The sequence below is a fragment of the Streptomyces sp. 3MP-14 genome (assembly GCF_006334905.2).
Taxonomy (GTDB): domain Bacteria; phylum Actinomycetota; class Actinomycetes; order Streptomycetales; family Streptomycetaceae; genus Streptomyces; species Streptomyces triticirhizae.
Genome location: NZ_VDLZ02000003.1, coordinates 27,404 through 52,496 on the forward strand (window position 1 = coordinate 27,404; position 25,093 = coordinate 52,496).

Consider the following 25,093-nt stretch of genomic DNA (forward strand, 5'->3'; position numbering starts at 1 on the left):
GAACAGCCGGGTAGCGGAGCCTTCCCCAAGGTGCGTGACGGGCCTTTGTCTCTCCCTAGCCCGTCTCTAAAGCAGTCCTAAGCAGCCCTTCCGTGGCGCCGTCCGCCGGCGCGCTTAAGCAGCCGGTAAGGGGGTTTTCAGGGCCGGGGGCGAACCTGTGAACCGGTCTTCGGCCGCTCCACAGGAACAGCCATGGAAGGTGTTGTGATGGCAGACTCCGCTGACTCATTTCCGTTTTCGGACGGTCCGTTGGCCAGCCAGCCGCCCGAGTTCGTCAGGCGCAGGCAGCAGTGCCCCGTCAGCCATGTGACGTTGCCGACGGGCGACCCCGCGCTCCTGGTGCTCAAACACCAGGACATCGAGGCGATCATGGGGGACGACCGGCGCTTCACGCGTGACCTGTCCGACCCGTCGGCGCCCCGCCTGTTCCCCAACATCCTGGTCCTGGAGGACCCGGAGTTGATGATGAACATGCACGGCGACGACCATCTGCGGCTGCGCCGCATCATCGCCTCCGCGTTCACGCCGCGCCGCGCCGAGAAGTGGCGCGACGAGGTCAGGGCGATCGTCGACGAACTCCTCGACGACGTGGAGCGGATGGGCCCGCCGGTCGACCTGATGGCCAACTTCGCCTACCGGCTGCCCACCCGGATGGTGTGCCGGCTGCTGGGCATCTCCGACGACGAGGGCGACCGGACGCTCGGCTGGGTCGCGGCCTGGCTGTCCGTCGACGCCATCCCGGTGGAGGAACGCGACAAGGCCGCCGCCGAGTTCACCGCGTGGGCCGTCGCGCTCATCGAGGAGCGGCGCGCCAACCCGCAGGACGCGCTGCTGGACCACCTGATCAGCGCACGGGACGTGGACGACCGGCTCACCGAGGGCGAACTGGTCTCGATGCTCCGGGGATTGATCATCGGTGGCAACGAGACGATCGCCAACGCGATCAGCCGGTCGGTGCTGAGCCTCATGCGGTTCCCGGAGCGCTGGGAGGAGCTGCTGGCCAACCGCGACCTGATCCCGAAGGCCGTGGAGGAGCTGCTGCGCTTCAGCCCGCCCGGCGGCGGCGCCAGTGGCCTGCTGCGGCTGGCCACCGAGGACGTCGAACTGCCCTCGGGCGCGGGCACGGTGCGCAAGGGGCAGGCGGTGCTCACCCCGCTGGTCGCCGCCGGGCACGACCCGGAGGCGTTCCCCGACCCGGAGGAGCTGCGCTTCGACCGCGAGGGAAAGACCTCGACCATGCAGTTCGGCGCCGGCCGGCACTTCTGCCCCGGCGTGCACCTGGCCCGGGTGGAGTTGCAGACGGTGCTCGCCGCGTTGCTCGACCGTTTCCCCAAGCTGCACCTGCCCGTCGAGCCGGAGGAGCTGCCCTGGTCGGAGGGCAGCTACGGCACCAGCCTGCTGGGACTTCCCGTGGCCTGGTGACCTCGTTCTCATCACGACGACCGGCCGGGCGCCGAAGTCCTGTCTCGCGACGGGGAGTTCGGCGCCCGGCCGTCGCGGTCCGTCCCCTCCTGTCCACCGTGGCCAGGTCGTTCGCCCGTGGCGCGCGACCTGGCCGACATGTGCCGGCGTGGGACGGACCTGACCTAGGCTTGGGGCCGCGCCCGTTCGAGCCTGCCCGCATCCGAATTTCCCAGGGAATGCCATGACTCATGAAGGACGCCCCGACGTCGGCCGACTCGGTGTGTGGACCGACCAGTTCGACGGTCAGCCGCTGTCGGCGGTCAAGGACGCCGCCGCCGAGATCGAGGAACTCGGCTACTCGACCCTCTGGCTCTCGGAGGTCACCGGCCGGGAGGCACTGACCCAGGCCACCCTGCTGCTGGGGGCGACCAGCCGGCTGGTGGTGGCCACGGGCGTCGCGACCATCTACGGCCGGGACGCCGTGACGATGGCGCAGGCCGAGCGGACCCTCGCCGAGGCGTTCCCCGGGCGGTTCGTCCTGGGTCTCGGCAACAGCCACCCGTATCTGGTGGAGCAGATCAGGGGGCACTCCTTCGGTCCCCGGGTGGCCACCATGCGCGGCTATCTGGATGCGATGGACGCGGCGCCGTTCGGGCCCACCGTGCCGGGCGCCTCGGCCAACCGGGTCCTGGGCGTCGTCGGCCGGCAGATGCTGGGGCTGGCCGCCCAACGGGCCTGGGGCGCGCTGCCGTTCGGGATGCCCGTGGCGCACACCGCGCGGGCCCGCGAGATCCTGGGCCCCGAGCCGCTGCTGGCGGTCGGTCAGCCCGTGGTGCTGGAGTCCGACCCCGATCTGGCGCGGCAGACCGCGCACGCCCATGTCGCCGCGTCGCTGCCCAACCGGGACCGGGCGCTGGCGGAGTTGGGGTACGGGGAGGACGTCTCGGCCGGCGGGAGCGACCGGCTGGCGGACGCGATGATCGCCTCGGGCGGCCTGGAGGCCGTGACGCGGCGCGTCGCCGAGCAGTTCAAGGCGGGCGCCGACCATGTGTGTCTGTATGTGCTGGTGCCGGAGGGGCGCCCGAGGATTCCGCTGGAGGGCTGGCGGGAGTTGGCGGCGGCACTGCGCTGACCAGGAGCCCCGCCCCGACCCGACACGATGACGGTGCGGTGCCACCCGCCGGAGGCACCGCACCGTCAGCCTGCGTGGACCCCGCGTGGACTCAGCGGGGCGTCCCGAACCAGGTGGTCAACGCGGCCCGCAGCGCCTCGTCGTCGGCATCCCCGGCGAAGGCGACCTGCCCGTCGGGGCGCACCAGCACGGCGGCGGCCGGCAGGTCGTCCGTGGCGTCGGCCGTCACCCCGTCGACCCGGTCCTCCCAGCCGTCGAGCGCCGTGGCCGGCCCGGCGCCGTCGCCGAGCGACAGCAGCAGGCCCCGGCCGGTGCCCAGCAACTCCGCGGTGTTCCGCTCGCCTTCCGCGGTGCGCAGCGTGACATGCGGCAGGTGCTGCCCGGTCAGCGGGTTCTTCCCGTCGCCCGCCGGGTAGCCGGTCTGCGCCGTCATGGTGAGCAGGTGCCGGTTGACGTCCTGGAAGCGGAACAGCTCCTCGACCAGTTCCCGCAGCGGGGTGACCGTCTCCAGCGGGTGCATCAGCGCCATCTGGGCCCTGGCGTGGGCGACGGCCCGCGCGGCGGCGGACCGGCGCTCCTCCTGGTAGCTGTCGAGCAGCCCCTCGGGGGCCCAGCCCCGGATCTCGGCGGCCAGCTTCCAGCCCAGGTTGACGGCGTCCTGCACCCCGGCGTTGAGGCCCTGGGTGCCGGAGACGAAGAGGCTGTGCGCCGCGTCGCCCGCGAGCAGCACCCGGCCCTCGCGGTACCGTTCGGCCACCGTGCTGGGCCCGCCGAACCGGGCCAGGAACTGGGCCTGCTCCACGTCGGGCTCCTTGCCGACGATCCGCGCCACGCTGGCCCGCAGCTCCGCGACCGTGACCTCGGACGCGCGGTCCGCGTCCGGCGGCTCGGCGAACTCGATGGTCATCAGCCGCAGCACGTTCGGCCCGAGCGGGATCACCCCGAACACGCCGTCGGCGTGCAGGCCGGCGTCGAAGTCGACCGGCTCGCCCTCGGCGATCTCGATGTCGCCCAACACGCCGTAGTAGTGCGACGGTTGATGGTCCTCCAGGCTGATGCCCACGGCCTTTCTGACGAGGCTGTCCACCCCGTCGCAGCCGACGAGGTAGGCCGCGCGCAGCTCGTACGGCTCTCCGCCGGCGCCGTCCCGCACCCGGGCCGTGACGCCGGTCGCGTCCTGCGTCAGGCCCAGCAGCTCGTGCCCGCGCCGGATGTCGACGCCCAGCGTCTCGGCGTGCGCCTCCAGGGCCACCTCGGTGCGCCACTGGGGGAAGCCGTAGGTGAACTCCTCGGGCCCGACGGCGTCCAGGTCGAGCCAGAGGAACCCGAACGGCGTGCGCGGCCAGGGGAAGAGGCCCTGCTCCCGCAGCGTGGCCGCCAGGCCGCGCTCCTCCAACACCTGGAGGGTGCGGCCGTGCATCGCCATGCCCCGCGAGTGCTCGACGCGTTCGGTGCGGCGCTCCAGCACCACGGCGTCGATGCCGGCCCGGCGCAGCTCGGCGGCGAGCAGCAGCCCCGTGGGGCCACCGCCGGCGATCAGGACCGTGCGCGCGCTGTTGTCCTCGGTCATGCGGGAACCCCCGCGGCGTTCGGCTCGCCCAGCCACAGCCGCAGGCAGGCGTCCAGCGTCTCGCCGTCCACCCCGTCGGTGCCGACGTAGGCGGCGTAGCCGTCGGGGCGGATCAGCAGGGCGTCGGCGGCCAGCCGCTCGTTCGGCTCGGCGGTCACGACGCTGAGCCGGTCACCCCACGACTCGGTCACGCCCGCCGGGAGTCGGGTGTCACCGAAGCCGATCAGCACACCCTGGCCCTTGTGCAGGGTCGTGGCCACGTCGATGTCGCCGCCCGGGGTGCGCAGCGGCACGTTCGGCACCCGCTTGCCGAGCAGCGGGTGCGGCTTCGCGCCCTCGGCGGGCTCGGCCGGCCCGACCGGGTAGCGGATGCCGAGGCCGGTGAGCATGTCCATCAGGTAGGTGTTGACCTCGTCGATCTTGACCAGCTCGCCGAACAGCTCCCGCAGCGGCTGGACCACGTTCAACGGGTAGAGCAGCGCGTCCTGCGCCTTGGTGTTCCAGCAGACCCGCTGGCCGACCGGGCGGCGCTCCTCGTTGTAGGTGTCGAGCAGGCCGTCGGGCGCCCAGCCGTTGATGGTTGCGGCCAGCTTCCAGCCGAGGTTGAACGCGTCCTGGATACCGGTGTTCAGGCCCTGGCCGCTGACCGGCAGGTGGATGTGGCAGGCGTCGCCGGCCAGGAAGACCCGGCCGACCCGGTAGGTGTCGGCAAGCCGGGCGGCGTTGCCCACCCGGGAGAGCCACTTGAGTTCGCTGGTCCGCAGCAGCTCCAGGTCGATGCCGGAGCAGCGCTTGAACGCCGCCTGGAACTCCTCGACCGTGGGCGGGATGGAGTCGCTGGTCTTGGGCACCCCGAACTCGAAGGCCGTCACGCGGTACTGGCCCGGCTTGACCGGGATCGCCGCGTAGAAGCCCTCCTGGGTGAGGGTGGGGTGCAGGAACAGCGTCTCGTCGGGCGAGGTGTGGACGTCGGCGGTCAGCCCGTTGGCCGTGGACTCGGTGCCGGGGAACCCGATGCCGGCGGCCTTGCGGACGGTGCTGCGGCCACCGTCACAGCCCACCAGATAGCCGCCGCGCTGCTGGTACTCCGTGCCGTCGGCCTTGCGGATGGCGACGGTCACGCCGTCCTCGTCCTGCTCGAAGCCGGTGACCTCCTCGCCGCGCCTGATGTCGACCCCCAGCTCCAGACAGTGCTCCTCCAGCAGGTCCTCGACAGCCTTCTGGGGCACGAAGAGCGGCAGCAGGCTGGTGTCGACCGACTCCTGCATCTCGACCAGGCCGAAGTTGTAGGACGCCACCGGCGGGTACTCGGAGAACCGGTTCAGGCCGCGCTGCTCGAAGACCTCCTGGGACCTGGCCTGGAGGGTCAGCGAGCGCGAGTAGCCGCTCGGCTCGGGCAGGCGTTCGATGACCACGGCCTGAACGCCGGCGAGGGCCAGTTCGCTGGCGAGCATCAGACCTGAGGGCCCGCCGCCCGCGATCACCACTGTGTTCGACAAGATGCCTGCTTTCCGGCACGGCGCTGGTGCCTGAGAGGAGTGGGTGGGCTCCCTTCAGGATTGGCCGTGCGACTGAAGGGCCGACATCGCGGACCTAAAGGCGTTCTCAACCGCAAAGGCCGCGCGGCGCCTGGCGCGGGAAGGACGACGCCGGCCCGGAGGCGAATGCTCCGGGCCGGCGTCGGGGAACACGGGCGACGATGCGGGGGGCCGTCCGTGGGGGGAGTTCCCGTGGGGGAGGGTCCGTCAGGACCGGGGCGCGGCCTCGGCGGGCGGCTCGGCGCCCTCGGCGTCCTGGCCTTCGGGGTCCTGGCCCTCGGCCGTCGCCGACTCGGCGGCGGGCGGCTCCGGCTTGGCGGTCCGCAGGATGAACGCGGCGATCAGCGCGAGCACCGCGAAGATGAGGGACGCCACGAACGCGGCACTCATGCCCTCGACCATCAGGTAGTCCGCGACGCGGTCGCCCGCCAGGTCCGCCGGCAGGTCCTCGGCAGCGCTGCTGCTGCTCCGTCCGAACACGGTGATCAGGATGCCGACGCCCAGCGAGAAGCCCACCCACTGCATGACCTCCAGCACACTGGAGACGGCACCGGCGTGCTTCTCCGAGGGGCTGGACAGGATGATCGAGGTCAACGCGGTGAACGCCGTGCCGGCGCCGAAGCCGAAGAGCATGATCGGCCCGAGGACGCCGTTGGCGTAGGTGGTGTCGAGGGAGACCTGCGACATCCACAGCATTCCGCTGAAGATCAGCACGCAGCCGGCCATCACCACGTACTGGCTGCGGACCTGCTGGAGCAGCTTGCTGGCGATGCCACCCGCCGTCAGGATGCCGGCGGCCATCGGGAGGAACGCGAGGCCCGCCCTGATGGCGCTGAAGTCGAAGACGTCCTGAAGGAGTTGGGTGACGAAGAAGTTGGTGCCCGCCATGACGGCCGTCAGCGCCATCAGGTCGAAGAAGGAGGCGGACACGTTGCGGTTGGCGAAGATGCTCAGCGGCATGATCGGCTGCTCGGCCCGGAACTCCACCGCGATGAACGCGAGCAGCAGGACACCCGAGGCGACCAGCGGAATCACGGTCTCGTTGTGGCTCCAGCCCTCCTCGGCCGAGTTGATCAGGCCGTACACCAGGGCGGTCATGAAGCCGACGGAGAGGGCGGCGCCTGCGATGTCGAACTTGCCGGGAACCCGCTCGGGCTCCGTCAGGTACTTGGGCGCCAGCACGAGGACCACCAGCGCCATCGGCACGGCGATGAACATGACCCAGCGCCAGGAGCCCCACTCGGTGAGCATCCCGCCGGCGATCAGGCCGAGCGCCAGGCTCGCCGCGTAGGAGGCGGCGACGCCGGCGTACGCCTTGGGGCGGTGCTCCTCCTCGACGTTGGTGGCGATCAGGGCAAGGGAGTTGGGGGCGGCGAGCGCGGCGCCGACGCCCTGGAGCGTGCGCATGGCGAGCAGCATCTCGGCGTTGCCGGCGAGTCCGCCGACCAGCGAGGCGCCGCCGAAGAGGACCAGGCCGAGCACGAACATGCGGCGCCGGCCGAGGATGTCGCCGGCGCGGCCGCCGAGCAGCAGCAGGCCGCCGAACGCCAGGGTGTAGGCGCTGGTGACCCAGGCGAGGCTGGTGCGGCTGAACTCCAGCGCGTGGTGGATCTCCGGCAGCGCGATGTTCACCACGGTCGCGTCCAGGCCCACCATGAACTGGCAGATGACAATGATGGCGATAACGATGCCTGAGTTGCCCTGCTTGGGGGCGCCGGAGGCTGGGGGGGATGTGGTCGAGGACGACACTGTGGACACGCGCTCCTCCAAGAGCGGCCGGGGTACTCTGGTTATTTAGTAGACGTGCCTGTTCACTATATCCGTGGCTAGAGTGGCGTGCAACGAGCCCTACTGACCTGCGGCACAAGGGGAAAGCGACTGATGACTGCCTCCGCCTCCGAGTCCAACTCCCCGTCCCCCGGCGGCACTCGACGCCGGGGCGAGGTGCTGCGGAAGGCGATCCTGGACGCCGCTCTCGAAGAGCTGCGCACCGTCGGCTACGCGCGGCTGAGCATGGACAGCGTCGCGGCGGCGGCCGGCACCGGGAAGGCGGCCCTCTACCGCCGCTGGGCCAACCGCGACGAACTCGTCGCCGACGCCCTGCGCAGCGCGCTGCCCGACCCGGCGGAGATCGAGTTGACCGGCGACCCGCGCACCGACCTGCTGGCCCTGGTGACCTGCGTGCGGGACGCCATCCGGCTCAGCTACGGCGAGGTCTTCCGCGCGGTGCGGGGCGAGGCGACCGCCGCCCAGGGCATGGTGCACAGCCTGTTCGGCGACCGCGTCATGACGCCGTGTCACGAACTCACCCTCCAGGTGCTGCGGGAGGGCGTCGCCGCCGGCCAGCTGCGCGCGGAGGCCGTCAACGACCGGGTGGCCACCGTCGGCCCCGCCATGGTCATCCACGCCGTCATCACCGGCCGACCGCGCCTCAGCGACCGCTACCTCGCCGCCGTCGTGGACGACGTGATCCTGCCGCTGGTCTCCCGCTGAGCCGCGCCCGGGCGGCACGCCGCCGACCCGCTCACGAGGGCGGCGCCATCATCCCGAAGACCGTCTCCACCGTCCACGCCCTGGTCTCGTCCACATGCTCGGGAGAGCCGTGCACGTCGTCGTGCTCGTTCAGCCGCAGGTCGGGCACCAGCCGGCGCAGCGTCGCGACGTCCGACGCCGGGATGATCTCGTCCCGCAGGCTCACCGTGTAGCCCACCGGAATCCGCAGGCCGGCCAGCTCCTCGTCGCGCAGCGCGAACGCGCCGAGGCCGTCCAGGAGTTCGGCCGGGCCCAGCCCCGTCAGATGGGCCAGCGTGTCCTTGGTGACCCGGGGTACGCTGCGGTCGTACCAGTCGCGGTCCGTGAAGAAGCCGCTCACCGGCGCGCCCACCGTCACCACACCCCGGATGCGGGGCTCGTGGAGCGCGGCGCGCAGCGCGAGATGCCCGCTGAAGCTCATCGCCGCCGCGTACACCTGCCCCACCCGGCCGTGTTCGGCCAGCGCGTCCAGCAGCGCGGGCAGCATCCGCCAGCTGTCGGGCGTGTAGGTCAGGGTGTTCTCCCCGACCCCGGGCAACTCGGCGGCGACCATGGCCATCCCGGTCGCCTCCGCCTGCGCCAGCGCCGGCGCCCACTGCTCCTTGACGCTGACGATGCCGCCCATCAGCAGCAGCAGCGGCCGTTCCTCGGTCGGGGACAGCCCGCCCGCCCAGCAGAAGAAGCGGCCCTTCGGCCCCGCCGAACCGTCGTCCAACTGGACCTCGATCCGCCGGATGTTCGCCTGCTCGGCGCTCCACCGCCCGTAGGCGTCCACGCAGCGCGTCAACGCCTCGGCGCGCGCCGGACCGTTGACGAAGGGAAACCGCGCGGTGTTCCAACACTGGCAGGCCGCCAGCAGGTTGCCCTCCTCCGCCAGCCGCTCGGCGGCGGCCGACCACTCGGCGGTCCAGGACCCGGGCCCCTCGCCGTCGTGCTCGATCCGCGTCAACACCCCCTCGTACAGTTCCCCGGGCAGCCCCTGGGCGCGCGAGTGGACCACCACGAACTGCTTCAGCTCCTCGACGCTGTTCACGCCCGCACCTCCTCGGTGGCGAAGTTCTCCAGGGACTCCCGGATCTCGGCGAGGATGTCGCCGGCCTCGGCACCGTCGATCACCCGGTGGTCGAACGCCAGGTTGAGCCGCATCACGGGCGCGACCACGATCTGCCCGTCGCGGACCACCGGCCGCTCGACCACCCGGCCGAGCCCCAGCGTGACGGTCGTGCCTCCCACCGAGTGGAAGCCGTCCACCGGCAGATGTCCCAACGAGGTGACGGCCAGGGTGCCCAGCAGCCGCGCCCTCGCGGCCAGCGGCCGCACGGTGCGGCGGAACCCGGCCGCGCCCACCAGCCGGGGCAGCCGGTGCAGGGTGCGCACCCCCTCGAACTCCGGCATGGAGTCGGGGTCTCCGGCGCGGTAGTGCTCCACCTGCTTCTGGATCTCGCCCAGCGTCGCCGTCTCCACCGAGGGAAGCACCGTGGAGAGCACCACCCGCCGGCCCCCGACGCGCTTGTCCAGGGTGATCTTGACGTTCACCGCGTCGTAACGGGCCACCCGGGGCCGCAACCGGCCGCCGATGGCGGCGTTCGCCTCCGGGTGCCGGGCCAGGACCCGCGCGGCGGAGTGCAGCACGCAGGTGAACGTCGAGTAGTGCTGCCCGGAAGCCCGCTCGGCCTCCTGGTGGGCCCGCACCCGCGTCATGTCCACCTCGGTGTCCAGGAAGACCGGGGAGAACGCCCGGATCTCCCGGAGGAAGTACAGCGTGTGGCGGCGCTGCCGGGGGAACGGCTCCGTGGCCGCGGCCCCGTCGTCCCTCTCGCCTGATGAGCTGTCCACTGCCTTTCCCTTCGCGACGGAAGTGGGACCCGGCCCAGCATGGGGGAGCCGGCTTAAGCGAGCCTTGGCCAGCCCTGACCCGCGCCCGACCCCGACCCGCCCCGCCCTGCCCGGCGCCTTTGGCGGGGCTTGAGGGCGCCCGGCGAGGCTTGGCGGAAACGGCCTGAGGAAGGGGCGCGATGACCGACACCGCCGAACGGGGCACGCCGCCCGGTATCCGGCGCGACCGCGCCGATCGGCGGCGCAACCGCGAGGCGCTGTTGGCCGCGGCCCGTGACGCGTTCGTCGAACTCGGCCCCGAAGCGCCGCTGGACGACATCGCCCGCCGCGCCGGAGTCGGCAACGCGACCCTCTACCGGCACTTCGCCAACCGGGCGACGCTGGAGCGCGCCGTGCTGGTCGCCGTCTCCGAGCGCCTGGTGCGGGAGGCCGAACGGGCGGGGCGGGAGGAGCAGGACGGGCTCGCCGCGCTGCGCCGGTTCGCGCGCGCGGCGGCCAGGGAGCGCGTCGCCGTGCTCGGCGGGCTGCTGCTGTACGAGGGCGGCCGGGACCCCGAGCTGGCGGAGTGGCGGGCGCGCCTGCTGGCCGCCGTGCGCGCGCTGGTCGAACGGGCCCACCGCGCACGGCGGTTGCGGGCCGAGGTGGCGCCGGAGGACCTGCTGGTCGCGCTGGTGCAGCTCAGCCGCCCGCTGCCGGGGCCCAGGACGCCGGACCGCGACCGCCTCACCGACCGGGCGTTGGCACTGTTCGTCGACGGACTGGCCTGCCCGCCCCTCGAAAAGCTCAGCCCATCGCCCGGTCCAGGTTGGCCGCCGCGCTGATCAGCGCCAGATGCGTGAACGCCTGCGGGAAGTTGCCCAGATGCTCGCCGGTGAGGCTGATCTGCTCGGCGTACTGCCCGACGTGGTTGGCGTAGGTGAACATCTTCTCCAGCGCCAACCTGGCCTGCTCGATCCGGCCGGCCCTAGTCAGCGCCTCCACCCACCAGAACGAGCAGAGCGAGAACGTCCCCTCGGTGCCGCCCAGGCCGTCCGGCGCGAGCGCCGGGTCGTAGCGGAAGACCAGGGTGTCGGCGACCAGGCTGTCGGTGATGGCCTCCAGCGTGGAGAGGAAACGCGGGTCGGTCGGCGAGATCAGCTTCACCATCGGCATCAGCAGCAGCGAGGCGTCCAACACCGGCCGCTCGGACGGCCGTTGACGCGCCGGGTCGGTGGTGTCGCGCAGCCGCTGGACGAACGTGCCGGCCTCCGGGTCCCAGCCGCGCTCCATGATCTGCGCGTAGATCCGGTCCCGCGCCGCCATCCAGCGCGGCAGGTCCCCGGGCAGCCCGCGCTGCCGCGCCATCCGCACCATGCGTTCGACGGCGACCCAGCACATCACCCGCGAGTAGGTGTGGTTCTGCCGGCCGGCGCGGGTCTCCCAGATGCTCTCGTCGGGCTGGTCCCAGTGCTCCAGCATCCACTCCAGCTTGCCGCACAGCCGGGTCCAGCTGTCGTGCGAGATGCCGGTGCCGTACTTGTTGAACAGGTAGATGGAGTCGACGAGTTCGCCGTAGATGTCGAGCTGGAACTGGTCGGACGCGCTGTTCCCGGTGCGCACCGGGCGGGAGCCGCAGTAGCCGGCGAGATGGTCCAGCCGCTCCTCGGGCAGGCGCGGGTCCCCGTCGATGCTGTACATCACCCGCAGCGGCCCGGCCGGCCCGGGCTCGCCCTCGGTCGCGGTGTGCAGATGCCTGGTCAGCCAGTTGATGAACGCCTCCGCCTCGTTGGTGAAGCCCAGCCGCAGCAGCGCGTAGAGGGAGAACGCGGCGTCCCTGATCCACACGTGCCGGTAGTCCCAGTTCCGCTCCCCGCCCAGCCGCTCCGGCAGGCCCAGCGTGGGCGCGGCGATCAGCGCGCCGGACGGCTCGTGGGTGAGCAGCTTCAGGGTGAGCGCGGAGCGGTGCACCGCCTCGCGCCACCGCCCGGCGTAGACGGACTGGCCGACCCAGCGCCGCCAGAACGCGACCGTCGCGTCGAACAGCCGCTCCGCCTCCGCCGCGTCCAGCCCGCCGGGCGCGGTGCCGCCCGCCGTGTCCAGGACGAACAGCGCCGACTCGCCCTCCGCCAGCCGGAACCCGCCCCCGGCGTCCCGGCCCGCCACGTCCAGCGGCGTGCTGGACAGCAGCGAGAGCGTCAGCCCCTCGCCCGTGCCCTCACCGACGAACCGGACGCCGCCGGGCGTCGGTTCGGCCCGGTGGTCGCCGCGCCCGTAGTCGAATCGGGGCGCCACCTCGGTCCACATCCGCATCGCGCCCCGGACGGCCACCACCCGCCGCACCAGCCGCTGCCGGTGGTCCGGGTCGCGCTCCCGCAGCACCGGCATGAAGTCCTGGACCTCGACCATGCCGTCCTCGGTGAGCATCCTGGTGATCAGGATGTTGGTGTCGGGGAAGTAGAACTGCTGCCGCCGCGCCACCCGGCAGCCCGGCGCGATCAGCCAGTGGCCGCCCTTCTCCGGGTCGAGCAGCGCGCCGAAGACGCTCGGCGAGTCGAATCGCGGCGCGCAGAACCAGTCGATCCGGCCGTCGGTGCCGACCAGCGCCGCCGTGCGCAGGTCGCCGATCAGGCCGTGTTCGGCGATCGGCAGATAGGGCGGGTCGAGTGGCCTCATGCCTCCGGCACCGCCCAGCCGTGCGGGTCGGCCAGCCGCAGCGCCGCCTCCGGCCCCCACGAGCCCCGGGCGTAGGGCAACGGGTCCGGCGGCTCGCGCAGCACCGGCTCGCACACCTCCCACAGCCGCTCCACCTCGGCGGCGCCCGTGAACAGCGTCTGGTCGCAGCGCAGCGCGTCCAGCAGCAGCCGGGTATACGCCTCCAGCGGCTCGTCGTCGGCGAAGAACTCCGCCGGCCGGAAGGCGAAGTCCCCGCGCCCCAGGCGCGGTTGGGCCCCCGGGCGGCTGGCCGCCAGCCGCAGCCGCACCAGCGGGTGGTCGCTCAGCTCCAGCGTCAGCGCGTCGGGCGGGCGCGCCCCGTTCCCCTCGTCGAGGTCCCCCGCGCCGAAGAGGTCGAGCGGCGGCTCGCGGAAGGTCACCGTGAGCAGCCGCTGCGAGCTGCCCATCGCCTTGCCGGTGCGGAGCAGGAACGGGACGCCGCGCCAGCGCCAGTTGTCCACCCGGGCGCGCAGCGCGACGAAGGTCTCCACCGTCGAGTCCTCGGCGACGCCCTCCTCCGCCCGATAGCCGTCGAACTGGCCGAAGACCGTCTCGGCCGGGTCGAACGGGCGCAGCGCCCGGAACACCCGCAGCTTCTCGGCGCGCAGCGCGTCGGCGGTCAGCCGGGCCGGCGGTTCGAGGGCGACGACGCCGAGGATCTGGCAGAGGTGGGTGGTGACCATGTCGCGGAACGTCCCGGTGGACTCCATGAACCCGGCGCGGCCCTCAAGCCCCAGGTCCTCCGGCACGTCGATCACCACCGAGGCGATGTGCTCGCGGTTCCAGAAGGACTCGAACAGCCCGTTGCCGAAGCGGAGGGCGAGCAGCGTGCGCACGGCCTCCAGGCCCAGGAAGTGGTCGATGCGGAAGACCCGTTCCTCCGGGACGATGCCGGCGATGGTGGCGTCCAGCGCGCGGGCGCTGGCCAGGTCGGTGCCGAACGGCTTCTCCATCACCAGGGTGGCGTCGTCGGCCAGGCCGGTCGCGCCGAGCATCTCCACCATGGCGCCGGCGATGGCCGGCGGAACGGAGAGGTAGAGCAGCAGCCGGGCCCGTTGTCCTTTCCCTTCCGCGGTGGTGCGCCGCGCGCGGTCGACGGCGGCGGCCAGCTCCGCGCCGTCGTCGGCCGAGGAGGCGACGAAGCCGAGCCGGGCGGCGAACGTGTCCCAGCGCCGTTCGTCGAAGACGTCCCCGGCGAACTTCCGGACCGCCGCGCCCAGTCGGTCCCGGAACTCCTCGTCGCTGCCCGGCGCGTGCCGCCCGGAGCCGATGACGTGGAACTCCTCCGGCAGCAGCCCGGCCGCGTACAGGCGGAACAGCCCGGGGAAGAGGTTGCGCCGGGCCAGGTCGCCGGTGGCGCCGAAGACGACGATGACCTGGGGATCGGCCAGGGCCCTGGCGGGCGCGGGGTGATCGGCGGCGTTCACGTGGCGGTCGTCTCCCTGGGGCGCGCCGGACAGTTCCTCTCACTCTGCGTGCCAATGCGGTCACGGCCAACGGAACCCGCCGGGGCGCGGAGAAAAGAGAAAGGGTGCGGAGAAAACGGGCGCGGAGAAAGAGGGCTGGGAGAAAGGGGGCAAACAGAAGGGGCCCGGCGCGAGCCGGGCCCCTCGTGGTGTGTGCGGCGCCTCAGGGCACCAGGTCGATCGCCAGGCACGCGGTGTGCGTCCACTGCCACGGGGTGAAGTCGGTGCCCCGGGTGCTGCCGGAGGGCGAGCCCTCCCGCTCCTCGACCAGGTCGTCATGGGAGACGCGGTCGGGCAGCCGGCCGTACCGCGCCTGCCGGGCGGCGGTCGCGCCGTCGCCGACCGCTGTGACGATGGTCCTTGTCTCGGTGTTCACGCGGAACCTCCGATCCTCGCCGGCGGATGGTTCACCCGCCTGGTCCCCCCAGGGTGCCCCGTCCGTCGTCACCTGTCAAACAGGTGATGCCTTCGTGGCCTGGGGCGACCCCGCCGCCCAGGCCGGCGCCGACCCCGTGCAGCACCCGGCGCAGCAGGTCCGGGTAGGAACGGTCCTCGGACGCGTCCAGCCAGTGGCGCAGCGCCGCGCGGATCGCGCCGACCGCGACCGAGGCGGCCAGCCCGGGATAGAGGTCCGTGCGCGGGTCGGTGCCGGTGCGCGCGGCGATCACCCCGGCCAGCGAACTCTCGATCCCCGCATAGGCCCGGAGCTGCTCGGCCTCCAGCGCCGGGGTGTCCCTGATCAGCAGGGCGCCCTGCCGCCACTGCTCGGACTCCTCGGGCCGCACATGCCCCACCGCCGCCTCGGCGATCGCCTCCCACAGCGGCACCTCGGGCGGCTGGGCGGCCACCGCGTCACACAGCCCGGCCGCCCGGGCGAGCACCAGGCTGACGATCGCCTCCTGCTTGCTGGAGAAGTAGTTGTTGAACGTCCGGGGCGAGACGCCCACGGCGTCGGCGATGTCCTCGACGAGGACGTTCTCCAGCCCGCGCTCGGCGGCAAGGCGCAGCGCGGCCTCGCTCAACGCCCGCCGGGTGGCCAGCTTCTTCCGTCCGCGCAGGCCCAGTCCCGCGCCCGGTTGATCGCCCATGGCCGCACGGTAGCGAGCTTTCCGCGCGCCGCGCGAGTTCTCCGAACCGGCGGAGGACAGCGGAACGGCCGCCGGAACGAACGCCCGAGGCCGCCCCGAAGGCGTTGGTGGGGTGCCCCGCATGGGCGGGCGGGGCACCCCACCAACGCGGAACGGGGCGGGGAGGGGACGTCAGCGGGTGCGGGGGCCGATCACCCAGTTCTGGCGGAAGAGCAGCGCGTGGCGGTAGCGCGGGTTGACGAAGTTGTCGAAGTCCGCGAGCACCTGCGCCTGTTGGGCGCTCTCCTCCGCCGCGTCCACCGCGCTCGGGTCGTCGAACCACAGGTGGTAGGCCGCGTCGAACGGCGGCTCGCTGATGGCGTACCAGGAGTCCAGCGTGTACGACTGGTCATAGCGCCGGATGCCGGGGAGCGCCGTGACGAGCGGGGCGTGCAGGTCGCGGCTGTACCTGCGGAACTCCTCCACCGTCATGCCCTCGCGGCGCTTGGCCAGCACCACCAGCTTGACGCCCGGCTGGACCTGGTCGTCGGGCACCCCGGGAAGGACCGTCTCGGTCTCGGTGTCGAGCACCACCGTGCGCCAGAACGCCGCCCAGCGGGGCTCGTCCAGGCGCGCGCCCTCCAGGAACTCCGGGGTCTGGAGCGAGGCGACCTGCTCCTCCGCGTTGGCCAGCCAGATCTCGGCCAGGCCGCTCCACAGCGGTTCGGCCGTCTCCCCCCTGCGGGGCACCCGGGTGTCCACCGAGTACCGGCGGATCTGCGGGATCTTGCTGGCGTAGCGGACGGCGTGCTCCTCCAGCCAGTACTGCTGGAACGCCTCCTCGCTCATGCCCGGGCGGGGGAAGGCGAAGATGAGCTGATGGATCATGGGGTCTCCTTGGCGTGGTGGGGCAGCCGGCGGGACGGGGGCTGACGTGCTCGCGCCCGGCGCCGGCTCCCCGGCTCTTCAAACGCGGTAGCGGGCCTTGACGTCCTCGGCGAACCCCAGGTAGTCCCGGAGCGGCCAGACCTCCTCGAACTCCAGGTACTCCCGCATCGGCAGGCGCCCCAGCGCGGTGCGGTCCAACTCCTCGGCGTCCGGGGAGTCGATGATGGCGATGACGCGCTTCTGCGCGGCCACCTTCCAGATGCCGACGCAGAACCCCGAGTCCAGGGTCTCCTGGGCGTGTTCGGCCTCCTCGCGCTCGATCTCCCACAGCTCGTCGAGCGAGATGCGCCCCTCGTGCTTCCACTTCATCTGGACGTAGAACAACATGGTCGTGCTCCGTTTCCGGGTGTGCGCTGCTTGTGGTCTCTGCCGTCTGGGTCTCGGCCGTGTGGGCCGGGTCCCCGGCCTGTGCCTCAGGCCCTGCTGTCGGTGATCGCCCGCACCAGCGGGTGCTGGTCGCCGAAGGTCTCGCCGGCCACGTCGAGCGCCGTCTTGTCGTCGTGTCCGCGCAGGTCGGTGCGGGCGCCCGCGCTCAGCAGGACGCGGGCGCAGTCCTCGTAGCCGTGCCAGAGCGCGTCGTGCAGCGGGGTGTAGCCGTTGGTCGCGCCCTGGTAGTCGAGGTCGATGCCGGGCGCGTCCACGAGGAGCCGGGTGATGTCGGCGTGGCCGTTGTAGACGGCCTTGTGCAGCGGCGAAGCCCCGAACGTCGGCTCGGTCGCGTTGACGTCGGCGCCGGCCGCCACCAGGGCCTGGACGATCTGGGTGTGGCCGTCCCTGCTGGCGACCAGCAGCGGGGTGTGGCGGTCGTTGAACCCGTTGACCACCGGGAAGCGGGCCTCCAGGTCGGCGCCCGAGGCGATCAGGCTCCGCACCCGGGCGGTGTCGCCGCTGACGACGGCGGCCATCAGGCGCTGCTCGGCGATCAGCCGCTCGTCCCGGCGCCGGCGTTCCTTCAGCAGCTCCTCGGCCTCAAGCAGCCGGTCCTTGCCGTGCACGTTGACGTTCAGCTCGTACTCGAAGTGCTCCTGGAGCGAGAACCCGTAGTGGGTGTGGAGGCCGAGGCCGGCGCCCTGGTCCAGCAGGTAGCGCACGATCTCGGGCCACTTGAACCACAGGGCGTCCATCAGCGGGGTGTGTCCCGTGGTGGGCGCCACGGCGTCCACGAAGGCGCCGGCCTCCACCAGCACCCGCACGGTCTCCAGGTCGCCGCGCTGAATCGCCTTGTGCAGCGCGGTGGTTCCGGCGCGGCTGTCGGCGCCGTACACGTCGCCGCCCGCCTCGATCAGCTGGCGCACCAGCGCCGCGTCGCCCCGGCCCGCCGCCGTCTGGACCGCGGTCAGGCCGGTCGCGGCGTCGCGGTGGTTGGGGTCGGCGCCCTCCCGCAGCAGGGCGGTGACCCCCCGCCGGTCGCCGCCGGCCACGGCAGCCAGCAGCCGGTCGTTCACGTCGGAGCGGAACATGGCGACCTCGCCCGAGGCGTCGAAGAACGCCTTCCAGTGGTGGACGAGTTCGTCGTCGCCGACGGTGAGGATCATCGCGAACTCGAAGTCCACCTCGAATCCGGTGACCCGGTGGTGGATCTTCTGGTAGTTGATGACAAAGGCGCGGTTGCCCTCGACCACCATGTCGCGCTGCTCGAACTCGGTGACCTCGCTGCGTTCACCGCGCAGCCGGAAGGCCTCGATGACGCCCTCCTTGCCGAGCCAGCGGCCGGTGTTGGGAACGGCCATGTTGTGGTCGGTGCGCGGAAGGTCGAAAACGATGTTGTTGGCGAGGGCGGCGAGAACTCCCTCGACGTTTCCCGAGGCGACGTCGGCGAACAACTTGCCGACGATCTCCCGGGTGCGTGCCGCGTCCACCATGCGTGACTCCTGGAATGTGGAAAGGCGAATCTTCTGGAAAGGCGAATCTGTGTGGAAAGGGTGGTGAGTTTCGGAAGGGAGGTCCGGCCGGGCGGCGGCCCGGCCGGAGGGGGCGCCGTTCAGTCGCGCGGCACCGGGTGGAACGCGTCGTCGGCGACCCCGCGCCGCACGGTGGTGCGGCGGTCGTCGATGTCCCGCCACTGGGGCCCGTACATGTCGTGCAGGGTGATCGGGTCCCGCATCAGGTCGTGCGGGTAGCCCAAGGTGATGGCCGAGAGCGCCTCCAGACGCTCCAACTGGGCGGCCGTCAGCCGGACCTCGGTCGCGCCGAGGGTCTCCTGGAGCTGGTACTCCTTGGTGGCGCCCAGCAGCGGGATCACGGTGCCGGGGCGGGACATCAGCCAGGCGAGGGCCACCTGGGCGGCCGTCCAGCCGCCCTCGGCCGCGATGGCCACGACCTCCCGCACCAGGGCGTCGCTGCCCTGCGCGCTGTGGTCACGCGGCTGCACGGTCAGCCGCCCCGTGCCACCCTCCAGGTACTTGCCGGTGAGCCGGCCCTCGGCCAGCGCGCCCCAGCAGAACACCGGCAGGTCGAACTGCCGCGCCATGGGCAGCAGATCGCGCTCGGGCCCCCGTTCCAGCAGGTTGTAGCGGATCTGCATTCCGACGAACGGGGACCAGCCCCGCAGCTCCGCCAGGGTGTTGGCCTGCGCGACCTCCCACGCCGGCCAGTTGGAGACGCCGACGTAGCGCACCTTCCCGGCGCGCACCTGGTCGTCCAGGGCCCGCATCAGCTCCGGCACCGGGGTCAGCGTGTCGTGGGCGTGCACCCACAGCAGGTCCAGATAGTCGGTGCGCAGCCGGCGCAGGCTCGCCTCGACGGAGGAGACGAGGTTCTTGCGGTGGTTGCCGGCGGAGTTCACGTCCGCCAGGTCGGTCTGGAGGGTGAACTTGGTGGACAGGACGAACCGGTCCCGCCGGCTGCCCAGCAGCTCGCCGAGCATGGTCTCGGAGGTGCCGCCGGTGTAGTGGTCTGCGGTGTCGATGAAGTTGCCGCCGGCGTCGGCGTAGGCGTCGAGGATGCGGGCGCTGGTCTCCCGGGGCGCCCCCCATCCCCAGTCCTCGCCGAACGTGACGGTGCCCAGGGCCAGTTCGGAGACCCGGACGCCGGTCCTGCCGAGCACGGTGTAGCGCATGATTCTCCCGAGGGGGTTCGTTTCGTGTGGTCGGGTGTGGGGTGGCGGCTCTTCCGCCGGCGGTGGTTCAGCGCGCGACGATCGGGGAGTGCTGCTCGTACAGCTCGACGAGTTCGCCGGCCGGGCCCCGGACGAAGGCCACCCGCACGTCCACCTCGGGCGAGCCGTTGAGGGTCAGGGACATCGGCTCGCCGGTCCAGTCGCCCAGGCCGTGCGGTTGCCCGCCGGCCCGCAGGCTGGAGCGGTACGCCTCGTCAACGTCGGGCACGATCAGCGCGATGTGCGCCAGCGGCCCGTCCTCGGAGGTGACGCCGGGGCGCCCGCCGGGGAACAGCTCGACATAGGCGTGGCCGGCCAACTCGACGTAGATGCCGCGCCCCTGGTAGACGGTCCGGCCCTCGCGGGTGGCGCTCTCGGTGAACTCGTAGCGGCGGGTGAAGCCGAGGCCCTCCTGGTAGAAGCGGAGGGACGCCTCGATGTCGGGGCACATGACGGCGACGTGCATCAGCGTGGTGGCGCCCGGCGGGCGGGTGTAGGTCAGGGCCATGGGAACTCCCGGTGATCGGATGTGGACACGCCGACGTGGGCCGTGGCGGCAGGGGGCGTGCCCGGAGCGTGGCGGAACGACGGGCTTGGGGGACGCGGTGGCGTCGGTCAGGCGTGCGCCGGCCAGGGCCGGTTGAGCCAGGCGCGCAGCGCCTCGGGCAGCGTGGCCGCCTCGGGCCCGGGCGCGGTCAGCGCGATATGGCCGTCGGGCCGCACCAGCACGGCGTGCGGCAGGTCGGCGACCTCCGCCACGGTGAGCCGGGTCGGGCTGGCGGCGGCGGCCTCCTCGACGGCGCGCGCCGTCGAGGCGTCGAGCCCGGGCGGCAGCAGCAGCGACCAGCCGATGCCCTCGGCCATGCCGGGGCGCGGCGGCATCCGCTCGCCGACGCGCGGGTGCGGCGTGCCGGGCTCGGCGCCCGGGTAGGCCGTGGCGATCTGCGCGAGGCGGCGGGCCAACCAGGTCTGGAACTCCGGGATGTGGCTGGCGGCGGCGAGCACCTCGTTCCGCAGGTGGATGCTCTCCGCGTCGCTCAGCGTCGAGGCGTCGTGCAGCTGGGCGGTGAAGCCGAGCACGCCCTGGGCGATCGCGCGGCGCTCGGCGTCGTAGGTGTGGAGCAGCTCGGGCGAGGCGGTGCCGTCGAGCACGGCGCCCAGCTTCCAGGCGAGGTTGAACGCGTCCTGGATGCCGGTGTTCATGCCCTGCGCGCCGACCGGGCTGTGCACATGGGCCGCGTCGCCGACGAGGAACACCGGGCCCTTCGAGAACGCGTCGGCCAGCCGGTGGGTGACCCGCCAGGTGGAGGCCATCTCCAGCCGCTTGACCCGCGCCCCGGCGGCGGTGGGGCCCCGGGTGTCGAGCATGTGCTGGATGTCCTCCAGGGTCGGCGTGCCGGCGTCGTCGTCGACCAGCGCGACGATCCGGTAGAGGTCGCCCGGCAGATGGGAGACGGCCAGCAGGCCGGCCGGCGAGAAGAAGAAGGTGATCTCGCCCTCCGGGCCCGACCACTCCATCTCGAACTCGATCAGCGCGAAGTTGTGCGGCCGGTCGTGGCCCACGAACGGGATGCCGACGCGCTGCCTGACGGTGCTGTGGATGCCGTCGCAGCCCACCACGTAGCGGGCCCGCACCGATGTGAGGTCGCCCGTCTCGTCGTTGACGACCAGCGCGTTCATCCCCGGGTACAACTCGGTGAGGTCCAGCAGCGTGTGCCGGCGGTGCACGGTGCCGCCCAGCTCCTCCAGCCGCGCCTGGAGCACCTCCTCGGTGGTCTGCTGCGGCACGGCGAGCACGAACGGGTAGGGGGTGTCCAGCTCGTCGAACGGCGTGGAGACGACCTGGCGTTCCCCGTCGCGCGCGACGAAGGCCCGGCCCGGGCGGCCACGGGCCACCAGCGGCTCGGCGGCGCCGATCGTCGCGAGGGACTCCAGGGTGCGGGCGTGCGCGGCGGCGGCGCGGGAGTGCACGGCGGGCGCGGCGGCCCGGTCGATCAGCACGTGGTCCACGCCCATGGTGCGCAGCGCGGAGGCCAGCGCGAGGCCGGTCGGGCCGGCGCCGACGATCAGCACGTCGGTGGAGTGCGGCAGCGCCCGGCCGGCGCGGTCGCCGGCGGGCGGGGCGGCTGAGGGGGTCGGCGACACGGGGCTCACCTCTCGTCGGCCGGGTCGGAACGGCCGGTCAGGCCGAGGGGGTTGAAGAACTCGGTGAAGCGACGGATGCGCCCGTCGGCGTCGAACTCGAAGATGCCGATGTTCTCGTTCCGGTAGCGCGTGCCGTCGGTCAGCTCGCCGCGCGGGTACCAGTGGACGACGACGCGGTCCGGGTCGTCCGTCGCGATGATGTCGGTGTCGGGGAAGCTGAGCCGCGCGTAGCCGTCGGCCTCGTCCCGGTAGAACGCGTAGACGTCGGCCCGGCCGGTGAGGAGACCGGGCACGCGGCCGTCGGCATAGGGCGCGACCACGGCGCACTCGTCGGCCCAGAGTTCGATCCAGGATTCGATGTCCCGGTCTTCGAGAAGCCGGAAATAGGTGCGTATCGCGGCGATGTTGCGCGCCCGGCGGGCGGACCCGGAATTCCCTTCTCCCGCCGCGTCGGGAAAGGGTGAGGGGAGGTCTTCTGTCACGGTGTCGCTCCGTTCGCTGGAATGCCTCCATTGAACGGTTCGGCAGCGACGGGCCTCAACGATTCCGGGTCAGCCCGCGCGCATTGTCGGGACTTCACGCAGTAGGCCGCCGCCGGAAACCGGCGGCGGCCTGTCGTACGGGAAACGCGAAATGTCACGGCGGCCCACCCTCCGGGGGAAAGGGTGAGCCGCCGTGGTCCTCAGCGAGCCGCTACCTCCGCAGGGCCGGAGCCCTCGGAACCGAGTGGGGGCTCGTTCACGTCCGCCGAGGGACCTTCGCCCGGCGGGGTGACCGGACGGCGTAGAAACAGGACTGTGATGAGCACGCCGCCGAGGCACACAAGACCTGCGGCGAGCATCCCGGCGTGCAGGCCGCCGAGTTGGGCGTCGAGCGCGGAGCGGGTGGACTCCAGCGCGCTGGTGCGGCTGCTGGCGATGGCGGCGAGCGCGGCGGTGCCGATGGCGCCGACGAACTGCGGCATCTGCGCGAGGCCGCCGACCACGCCCTGCTCGTCGTCGCCGAGCCCCGAGGTCATCGCGGTGATGAACGCGACCACGGCCAGCACGTGCCCGAAGCCCATCGCGCCCGAGGTGACCAGCAGCAGCGTGAGGTTGCCATCGTTGGGCAGCACCACCATCGCGCCGGTGCCGACGGCCTGGACGCCGAGGCCGACGACCAGCGTTCCGGTGCCGCCCCAGGCGGTGATCAGCCGGGAGACGACGAGGCCGGCGACCAGGGCGGCCAGGCCCTCGGCGAGGAACCCGAAGCCGGTCTCCAGGGCGCTCCAGCCCAGGACCTCCTGCATATAGAGGCTGAGCAGCACGGTGGTGCCGCCGCACATCCCGAAGGTGATCAGGCCGACGACCCAACCCCACTTGATCGAGGGCCGGTTGAGCAGCGACAGCGGCACCAGCGGCGACGGGTGTCGGCTTTCCACGAGGAGGAACGCGCCGAGCAGCAGCACCGCGAGCAGCAGGGCGGCCACCGTCGGGCCGCTGCCCCAGCCGTTGTCGGCGCCGGTGCTCACCCAGTAGACCAGGGCGAACAGGCCGCCGCTGACCAGGATCGCGCCGGGCACGTCCAGGGCCCTCCGGGTGCGCTCCCGGTCGGCGGGCAGCACGCTCAGGCCGCTGACCAGCACGGCCCCACCCACGATGGCCATGATCAGCATCGTCCAGCGCCAGTTGAAGGCGCTGGTGATCACGCCGCCGCCGATGGTGCCCACGACGAAGCCGAGCGACAGCAGGGCGCCGTTGATGCCCAACGCCTTGGCGCGCTTGGGGCCTTCGGGGAAGACCGTGGTCAGCAGGGCCAGCGCCGTCGGGCTGATCATCGCCCCGGCGATGCCCTGGCCGGCGCGGGCGGCGACCAGTGTGCCCGGGTTGTTGGCCAGGCCGGCGACCAGCGAGGTCACGACCAGCAGGAACAGGCCCAGCAGGAACAGGTTGCGCCGTCCCGCCCGGTCCGACAGCCGGCCGAAGAGAAGGAGGAGGCTCGCCGTGGGGAGCAGGCACGCGGTGACCACCCACTGGAGGTCGCCGGTGGTGGCGAAGCCCAGGGCGGTGCCGATCTCGGGCAGGGCCACGGCGACGATGGAGAAGTCCAGGCCGACCACGAACGTCGCGCTGCACAGGGTGACCAGGACCATCCAGTCCCTGGCACCCAGACTCGTCTCGTCGTCAACCGGTGCGCTCTGCGGAGGGGACGGGCTGTTCGTCACGGCGCTGCCTTTCGGAGAGTCATTGCCGGTCGAGAAACAGCCTGCGCCCCTGTGTCGTGCCTACCCAGCCCTCTCCTCAGCCTACGCAGTCGTTGCCTACCACTCCCAGGGGTAGGCTCGCTGACGGGCCGTCAGAGAGAATCGTTCCCATGCATCCACAGCGATCCGAGTTGGGCGAGTTCCTCCGCTCGCGGCGGTCCCGACTGCTGCCGGAGGATGTCGGGTTGACGCACTACGGCGGCCGACGCCGGGTGCCGGGGCTGCGCCGCGAGGAGCTGTCGCAGCTGGCCGGGGTGAGCGTCGCCTACTACACGCGGCTGGAGCAGGGCCAGAGCGGCAAGGCGTCGGACGCCGTGCTCGACGCGCTGGCCCGGGTGCTGCGCCTCGACGAGCACGAGCGGGACCACCTCTTCAGCCTCGCCGGCCAGTCGGGCCGGAAGACCGGCGCCCGCCGGCCGCGCCCCGAGCGGCTGCGCGACGGGGTGCGGTTGCTGGTGCGGACCGCCACCATGCCGGCGCTGGCCATCGGGCGCGGCACCGACATCCTGGCGTGGAACCGGCCGGCCCACGCGCTGCTGGCCGGCCACCTGGACTACTCCGCCCCCGACCGGCCGACCAACCGCCCCAACCTGGCCCGGATGGTCTTCCTCGACCCGCACTGCCGGGAGCTGTATGTCGACTGGAAGGCCAAGGCGCGGGACGCCGTCGCCGATCTGCGGATCGTCGCCGGCCGGTACCCCGACGACCAGGCGCTGACCGCGCTGATCGGCGAACTGAGCGTCAAGAGCCAGGAGTTCGCCACGCTCTGGAGCGCGCACCCGATCCGCAGCTGCTCGCACTTCGTGCGCCACTTCCAGCATCCGGTCGTCGGCTCGATGTCTCTGGTCAACGAGGTGGTGCAGCTGCCGGACGACGAGGGGCAGCGGCTCGCGATGTTCATGGCCGAGCCCGGCTCACCCTCGGAGGCCGCGCTGCGCCTGCTGACCGACCTGAGCGCGGAGGGCAAGGCGACGATGGCTCCGCAGCGCAGCGCGTGACGGCTGCCGCCGTTGGCGGGAGCGCCAGGCCCCGGTGGGGGGCGCCGTGCCGTGCGCGGCTGCGGGGTGTCTCCTGGCCGGGGCGGCCCTTGCCTGGGGTGCCACCGCCGACTGCCGTCGGGGCGTTCGTGGCGGCCGGCGGGCTGGATGGGCCGGGCCGGTTGGGCCTGGTGGCCGGTGGCGTGGTGGTTGGTGGGATGGGCTGTTGTCGTTGACGGGCGGAGCGGGCCGGGGCGCCGTGCGCGCACGCGGCGCGCTGATGGCGGCCTGCTGGCCGCCGACCGATGGGATGTCCAAGGCGCCGTCCACATAGGGGAGTTGCCGCCGAGCTGACACGCGAGCGCCGCGCCCCGCAGGGCCCGACTCCGCGCAGCGGGCCGGGCTCCCCACAGGGGCGTCGCGTGAACGCCGCGCCGGGCCGGTTCCC

General features: G+C 72.5%; 22 protein-coding genes. 5 read left to right on the top strand and 17 right to left on the bottom strand.

All coding sequences use genetic code 11. The features are described from left to right. Positions 1–249: 249 nt before the first annotated feature. Both FH609_RS04790 and FH609_RS04795 read left to right on the top strand, forming a co-directional pair. The gene (locus FH609_RS04790; RefSeq protein ID WP_193317767.1) at positions 250–1,422 is read left to right on the top strand and encodes a cytochrome P450; all 1,173 of its coding nucleotides are present in this window, start codon (positions 250–252) and stop codon (positions 1,420–1,422) included. Positions 1,423–1,645: 223 nt separating this feature from the next. Continuing rightward, a complete protein-coding gene (locus FH609_RS04795; RefSeq protein ID WP_139665936.1) occupies positions 1,646–2,536 on the top strand; it encodes a TIGR03620 family F420-dependent LLM class oxidoreductase in 891 nt (296 codons plus the stop codon). 91 nt (positions 2,537–2,627) lie between these two features. On the opposite strand, the gene FH609_RS04800 is transcribed toward FH609_RS04795, so the two are convergent. From FH609_RS04800 to FH609_RS04810, 3 genes are all read right to left on the bottom strand, one after another. Continuing rightward, positions 2,628–4,106, bottom strand: coding sequence for an FAD-dependent monooxygenase (locus tag FH609_RS04800; RefSeq protein ID WP_139665937.1), 1,479 nt, complete (start codon positions 4,104–4,106; stop codon positions 2,628–2,630). Next, on the bottom strand, positions 4,103–5,605 hold the full coding sequence (locus FH609_RS04805; protein WP_139665938.1) for an FAD-dependent monooxygenase: 1,503 nt from the start codon (positions 5,603–5,605) through the stop codon (positions 4,103–4,105). Before FH609_RS04805 ends, FH609_RS04800 begins: the two co-directional genes overlap by 4 nt. A 246-nt stretch (positions 5,606–5,851) precedes the next feature. Next, the gene (locus FH609_RS04810) at positions 5,852–7,402 is read right to left on the bottom strand and encodes an MFS transporter (protein ID WP_139665939.1); all 1,551 of its coding nucleotides are present in this window, start codon (positions 7,400–7,402) and stop codon (positions 5,852–5,854) included. A 123-nt stretch (positions 7,403–7,525) separates the two neighbouring features. On the opposite strand from FH609_RS04810, the gene FH609_RS04815 reads away from it, so the two are divergent. After that, complete coding sequence (locus FH609_RS04815) at positions 7,526–8,137, top strand: TetR/AcrR family transcriptional regulator (protein WP_139665940.1); 612 nt, start codon at positions 7,526–7,528, stop codon at positions 8,135–8,137. Positions 8,138–8,168: 31 nt separating this feature from the next. Here FH609_RS04815 and FH609_RS04820 read toward each other — a convergent pair whose 3' ends face one another. Then, positions 8,169–9,209 carry an alpha/beta hydrolase gene (locus FH609_RS04820; protein WP_139665941.1) on the bottom strand — a complete coding sequence of 347 codons (1,041 nt, stop codon included), beginning with the start codon at positions 9,207–9,209 and terminating at the stop codon, positions 8,169–8,171. Next, on the bottom strand, positions 9,206–10,012 hold the full coding sequence (locus FH609_RS04825) for a 2-oxo acid dehydrogenase subunit E2 (RefSeq protein WP_226961411.1): 807 nt from the start codon (positions 10,010–10,012) through the stop codon (positions 9,206–9,208). The genes FH609_RS04820 and FH609_RS04825 overlap by 4 nt, the downstream gene beginning before the upstream one ends. A gap of 179 nt (positions 10,013–10,191) precedes the next feature. Here FH609_RS04825 and FH609_RS04830 point away from each other — a divergent pair, with 179 nt between their 5' ends. Then, positions 10,192–10,833, top strand: a complete 642-nt coding sequence (locus FH609_RS04830; RefSeq protein ID WP_139665942.1) for a TetR/AcrR family transcriptional regulator — start codon at positions 10,192–10,194, stop codon at positions 10,831–10,833. Here FH609_RS04830 and FH609_RS04835 read toward each other — a convergent pair. From FH609_RS04835 to FH609_RS04890, 12 genes are all read right to left on the bottom strand, one after another. After that, positions 10,796–12,664, bottom strand: a complete 1,869-nt coding sequence (locus FH609_RS04835) for a glycoside hydrolase family 15 protein (RefSeq protein WP_139665943.1) — start codon at positions 12,662–12,664, stop codon at positions 10,796–10,798. The two genes, FH609_RS04830 and FH609_RS04835, sit on opposite strands and share 38 nt — an antisense overlap. Continuing rightward, positions 12,661–14,130 (bottom strand): glucose-6-phosphate dehydrogenase, encoded by a 1,470-nt coding sequence (gene zwf / locus FH609_RS04840; protein WP_226961412.1) that lies wholly within the window; start codon positions 14,128–14,130, stop codon positions 12,661–12,663. The genes FH609_RS04835 and zwf overlap by 4 nt, the downstream gene beginning before the upstream one ends. A 202-nt stretch (positions 14,131–14,332) precedes the next feature. Beyond that, a complete protein-coding gene (locus FH609_RS04845) occupies positions 14,333–14,545 on the bottom strand; it encodes a hypothetical protein (RefSeq protein WP_139665944.1) in 213 nt (70 codons plus the stop codon). Between the two features lie 31 nt (positions 14,546–14,576). Next, positions 14,577–15,257, bottom strand: coding sequence for a TetR family transcriptional regulator (locus FH609_RS04850; protein WP_193317768.1), 681 nt, complete (start codon positions 15,255–15,257; stop codon positions 14,577–14,579). Between the two features lie 171 nt (positions 15,258–15,428). Beyond that, positions 15,429–16,124 carry an EthD family reductase gene (locus FH609_RS04855; RefSeq protein WP_139665946.1) on the bottom strand — a complete coding sequence of 232 codons (696 nt, stop codon included), beginning with the start codon at positions 16,122–16,124 and terminating at the stop codon, positions 15,429–15,431. 78 nt (positions 16,125–16,202) lie between these two features. Continuing rightward, positions 16,203–16,511 carry a muconolactone Delta-isomerase gene (locus tag FH609_RS04860; RefSeq protein WP_122185032.1) on the bottom strand — a complete coding sequence of 103 codons (309 nt, stop codon included), beginning with the start codon at positions 16,509–16,511 and terminating at the stop codon, positions 16,203–16,205. 86 nt (positions 16,512–16,597) lie between these two features. Further along, positions 16,598–18,046 carry an ankyrin repeat domain-containing protein gene (locus FH609_RS04865; RefSeq protein WP_139665947.1) on the bottom strand — a complete coding sequence of 483 codons (1,449 nt, stop codon included), beginning with the start codon at positions 18,044–18,046 and terminating at the stop codon, positions 16,598–16,600. Positions 18,047–18,165: 119 nt separating this feature from the next. Next, positions 18,166–19,242, bottom strand: a complete 1,077-nt coding sequence (locus FH609_RS04870) for an aldo/keto reductase (protein ID WP_139665948.1) — start codon at positions 19,240–19,242, stop codon at positions 18,166–18,168. Between the two features lie 67 nt (positions 19,243–19,309). Beyond that, positions 19,310–19,789, bottom strand: a complete 480-nt coding sequence (locus FH609_RS04875) for a VOC family protein (protein ID WP_122185035.1) — start codon at positions 19,787–19,789, stop codon at positions 19,310–19,312. A gap of 107 nt (positions 19,790–19,896) precedes the next feature. Further along, positions 19,897–21,426, bottom strand: a complete 1,530-nt coding sequence (locus tag FH609_RS04880; RefSeq protein ID WP_193317769.1) for an FAD-dependent monooxygenase — start codon at positions 21,424–21,426, stop codon at positions 19,897–19,899. A 5-nt stretch (positions 21,427–21,431) separates the two neighbouring features. Beyond that, positions 21,432–21,908 carry a nuclear transport factor 2 family protein gene (locus FH609_RS04885; RefSeq protein ID WP_193317770.1) on the bottom strand — a complete coding sequence of 159 codons (477 nt, stop codon included), beginning with the start codon at positions 21,906–21,908 and terminating at the stop codon, positions 21,432–21,434. A gap of 200 nt (positions 21,909–22,108) precedes the next feature. After that, entirely contained in the window at positions 22,109–23,629 is a 1,521-nt protein-coding gene (locus tag FH609_RS04890; RefSeq protein WP_226961413.1) for an MFS transporter, read from the bottom strand. Positions 23,630–23,778: 149 nt separating this feature from the next. Between FH609_RS04890 and FH609_RS04895 the strand changes: the two genes are divergently transcribed. After that, positions 23,779–24,666, top strand: a complete 888-nt coding sequence (locus FH609_RS04895) for a helix-turn-helix transcriptional regulator (protein WP_139665950.1) — start codon at positions 23,779–23,781, stop codon at positions 24,664–24,666. The last annotated feature ends 427 nt before the right edge of the window (positions 24,667–25,093 follow it).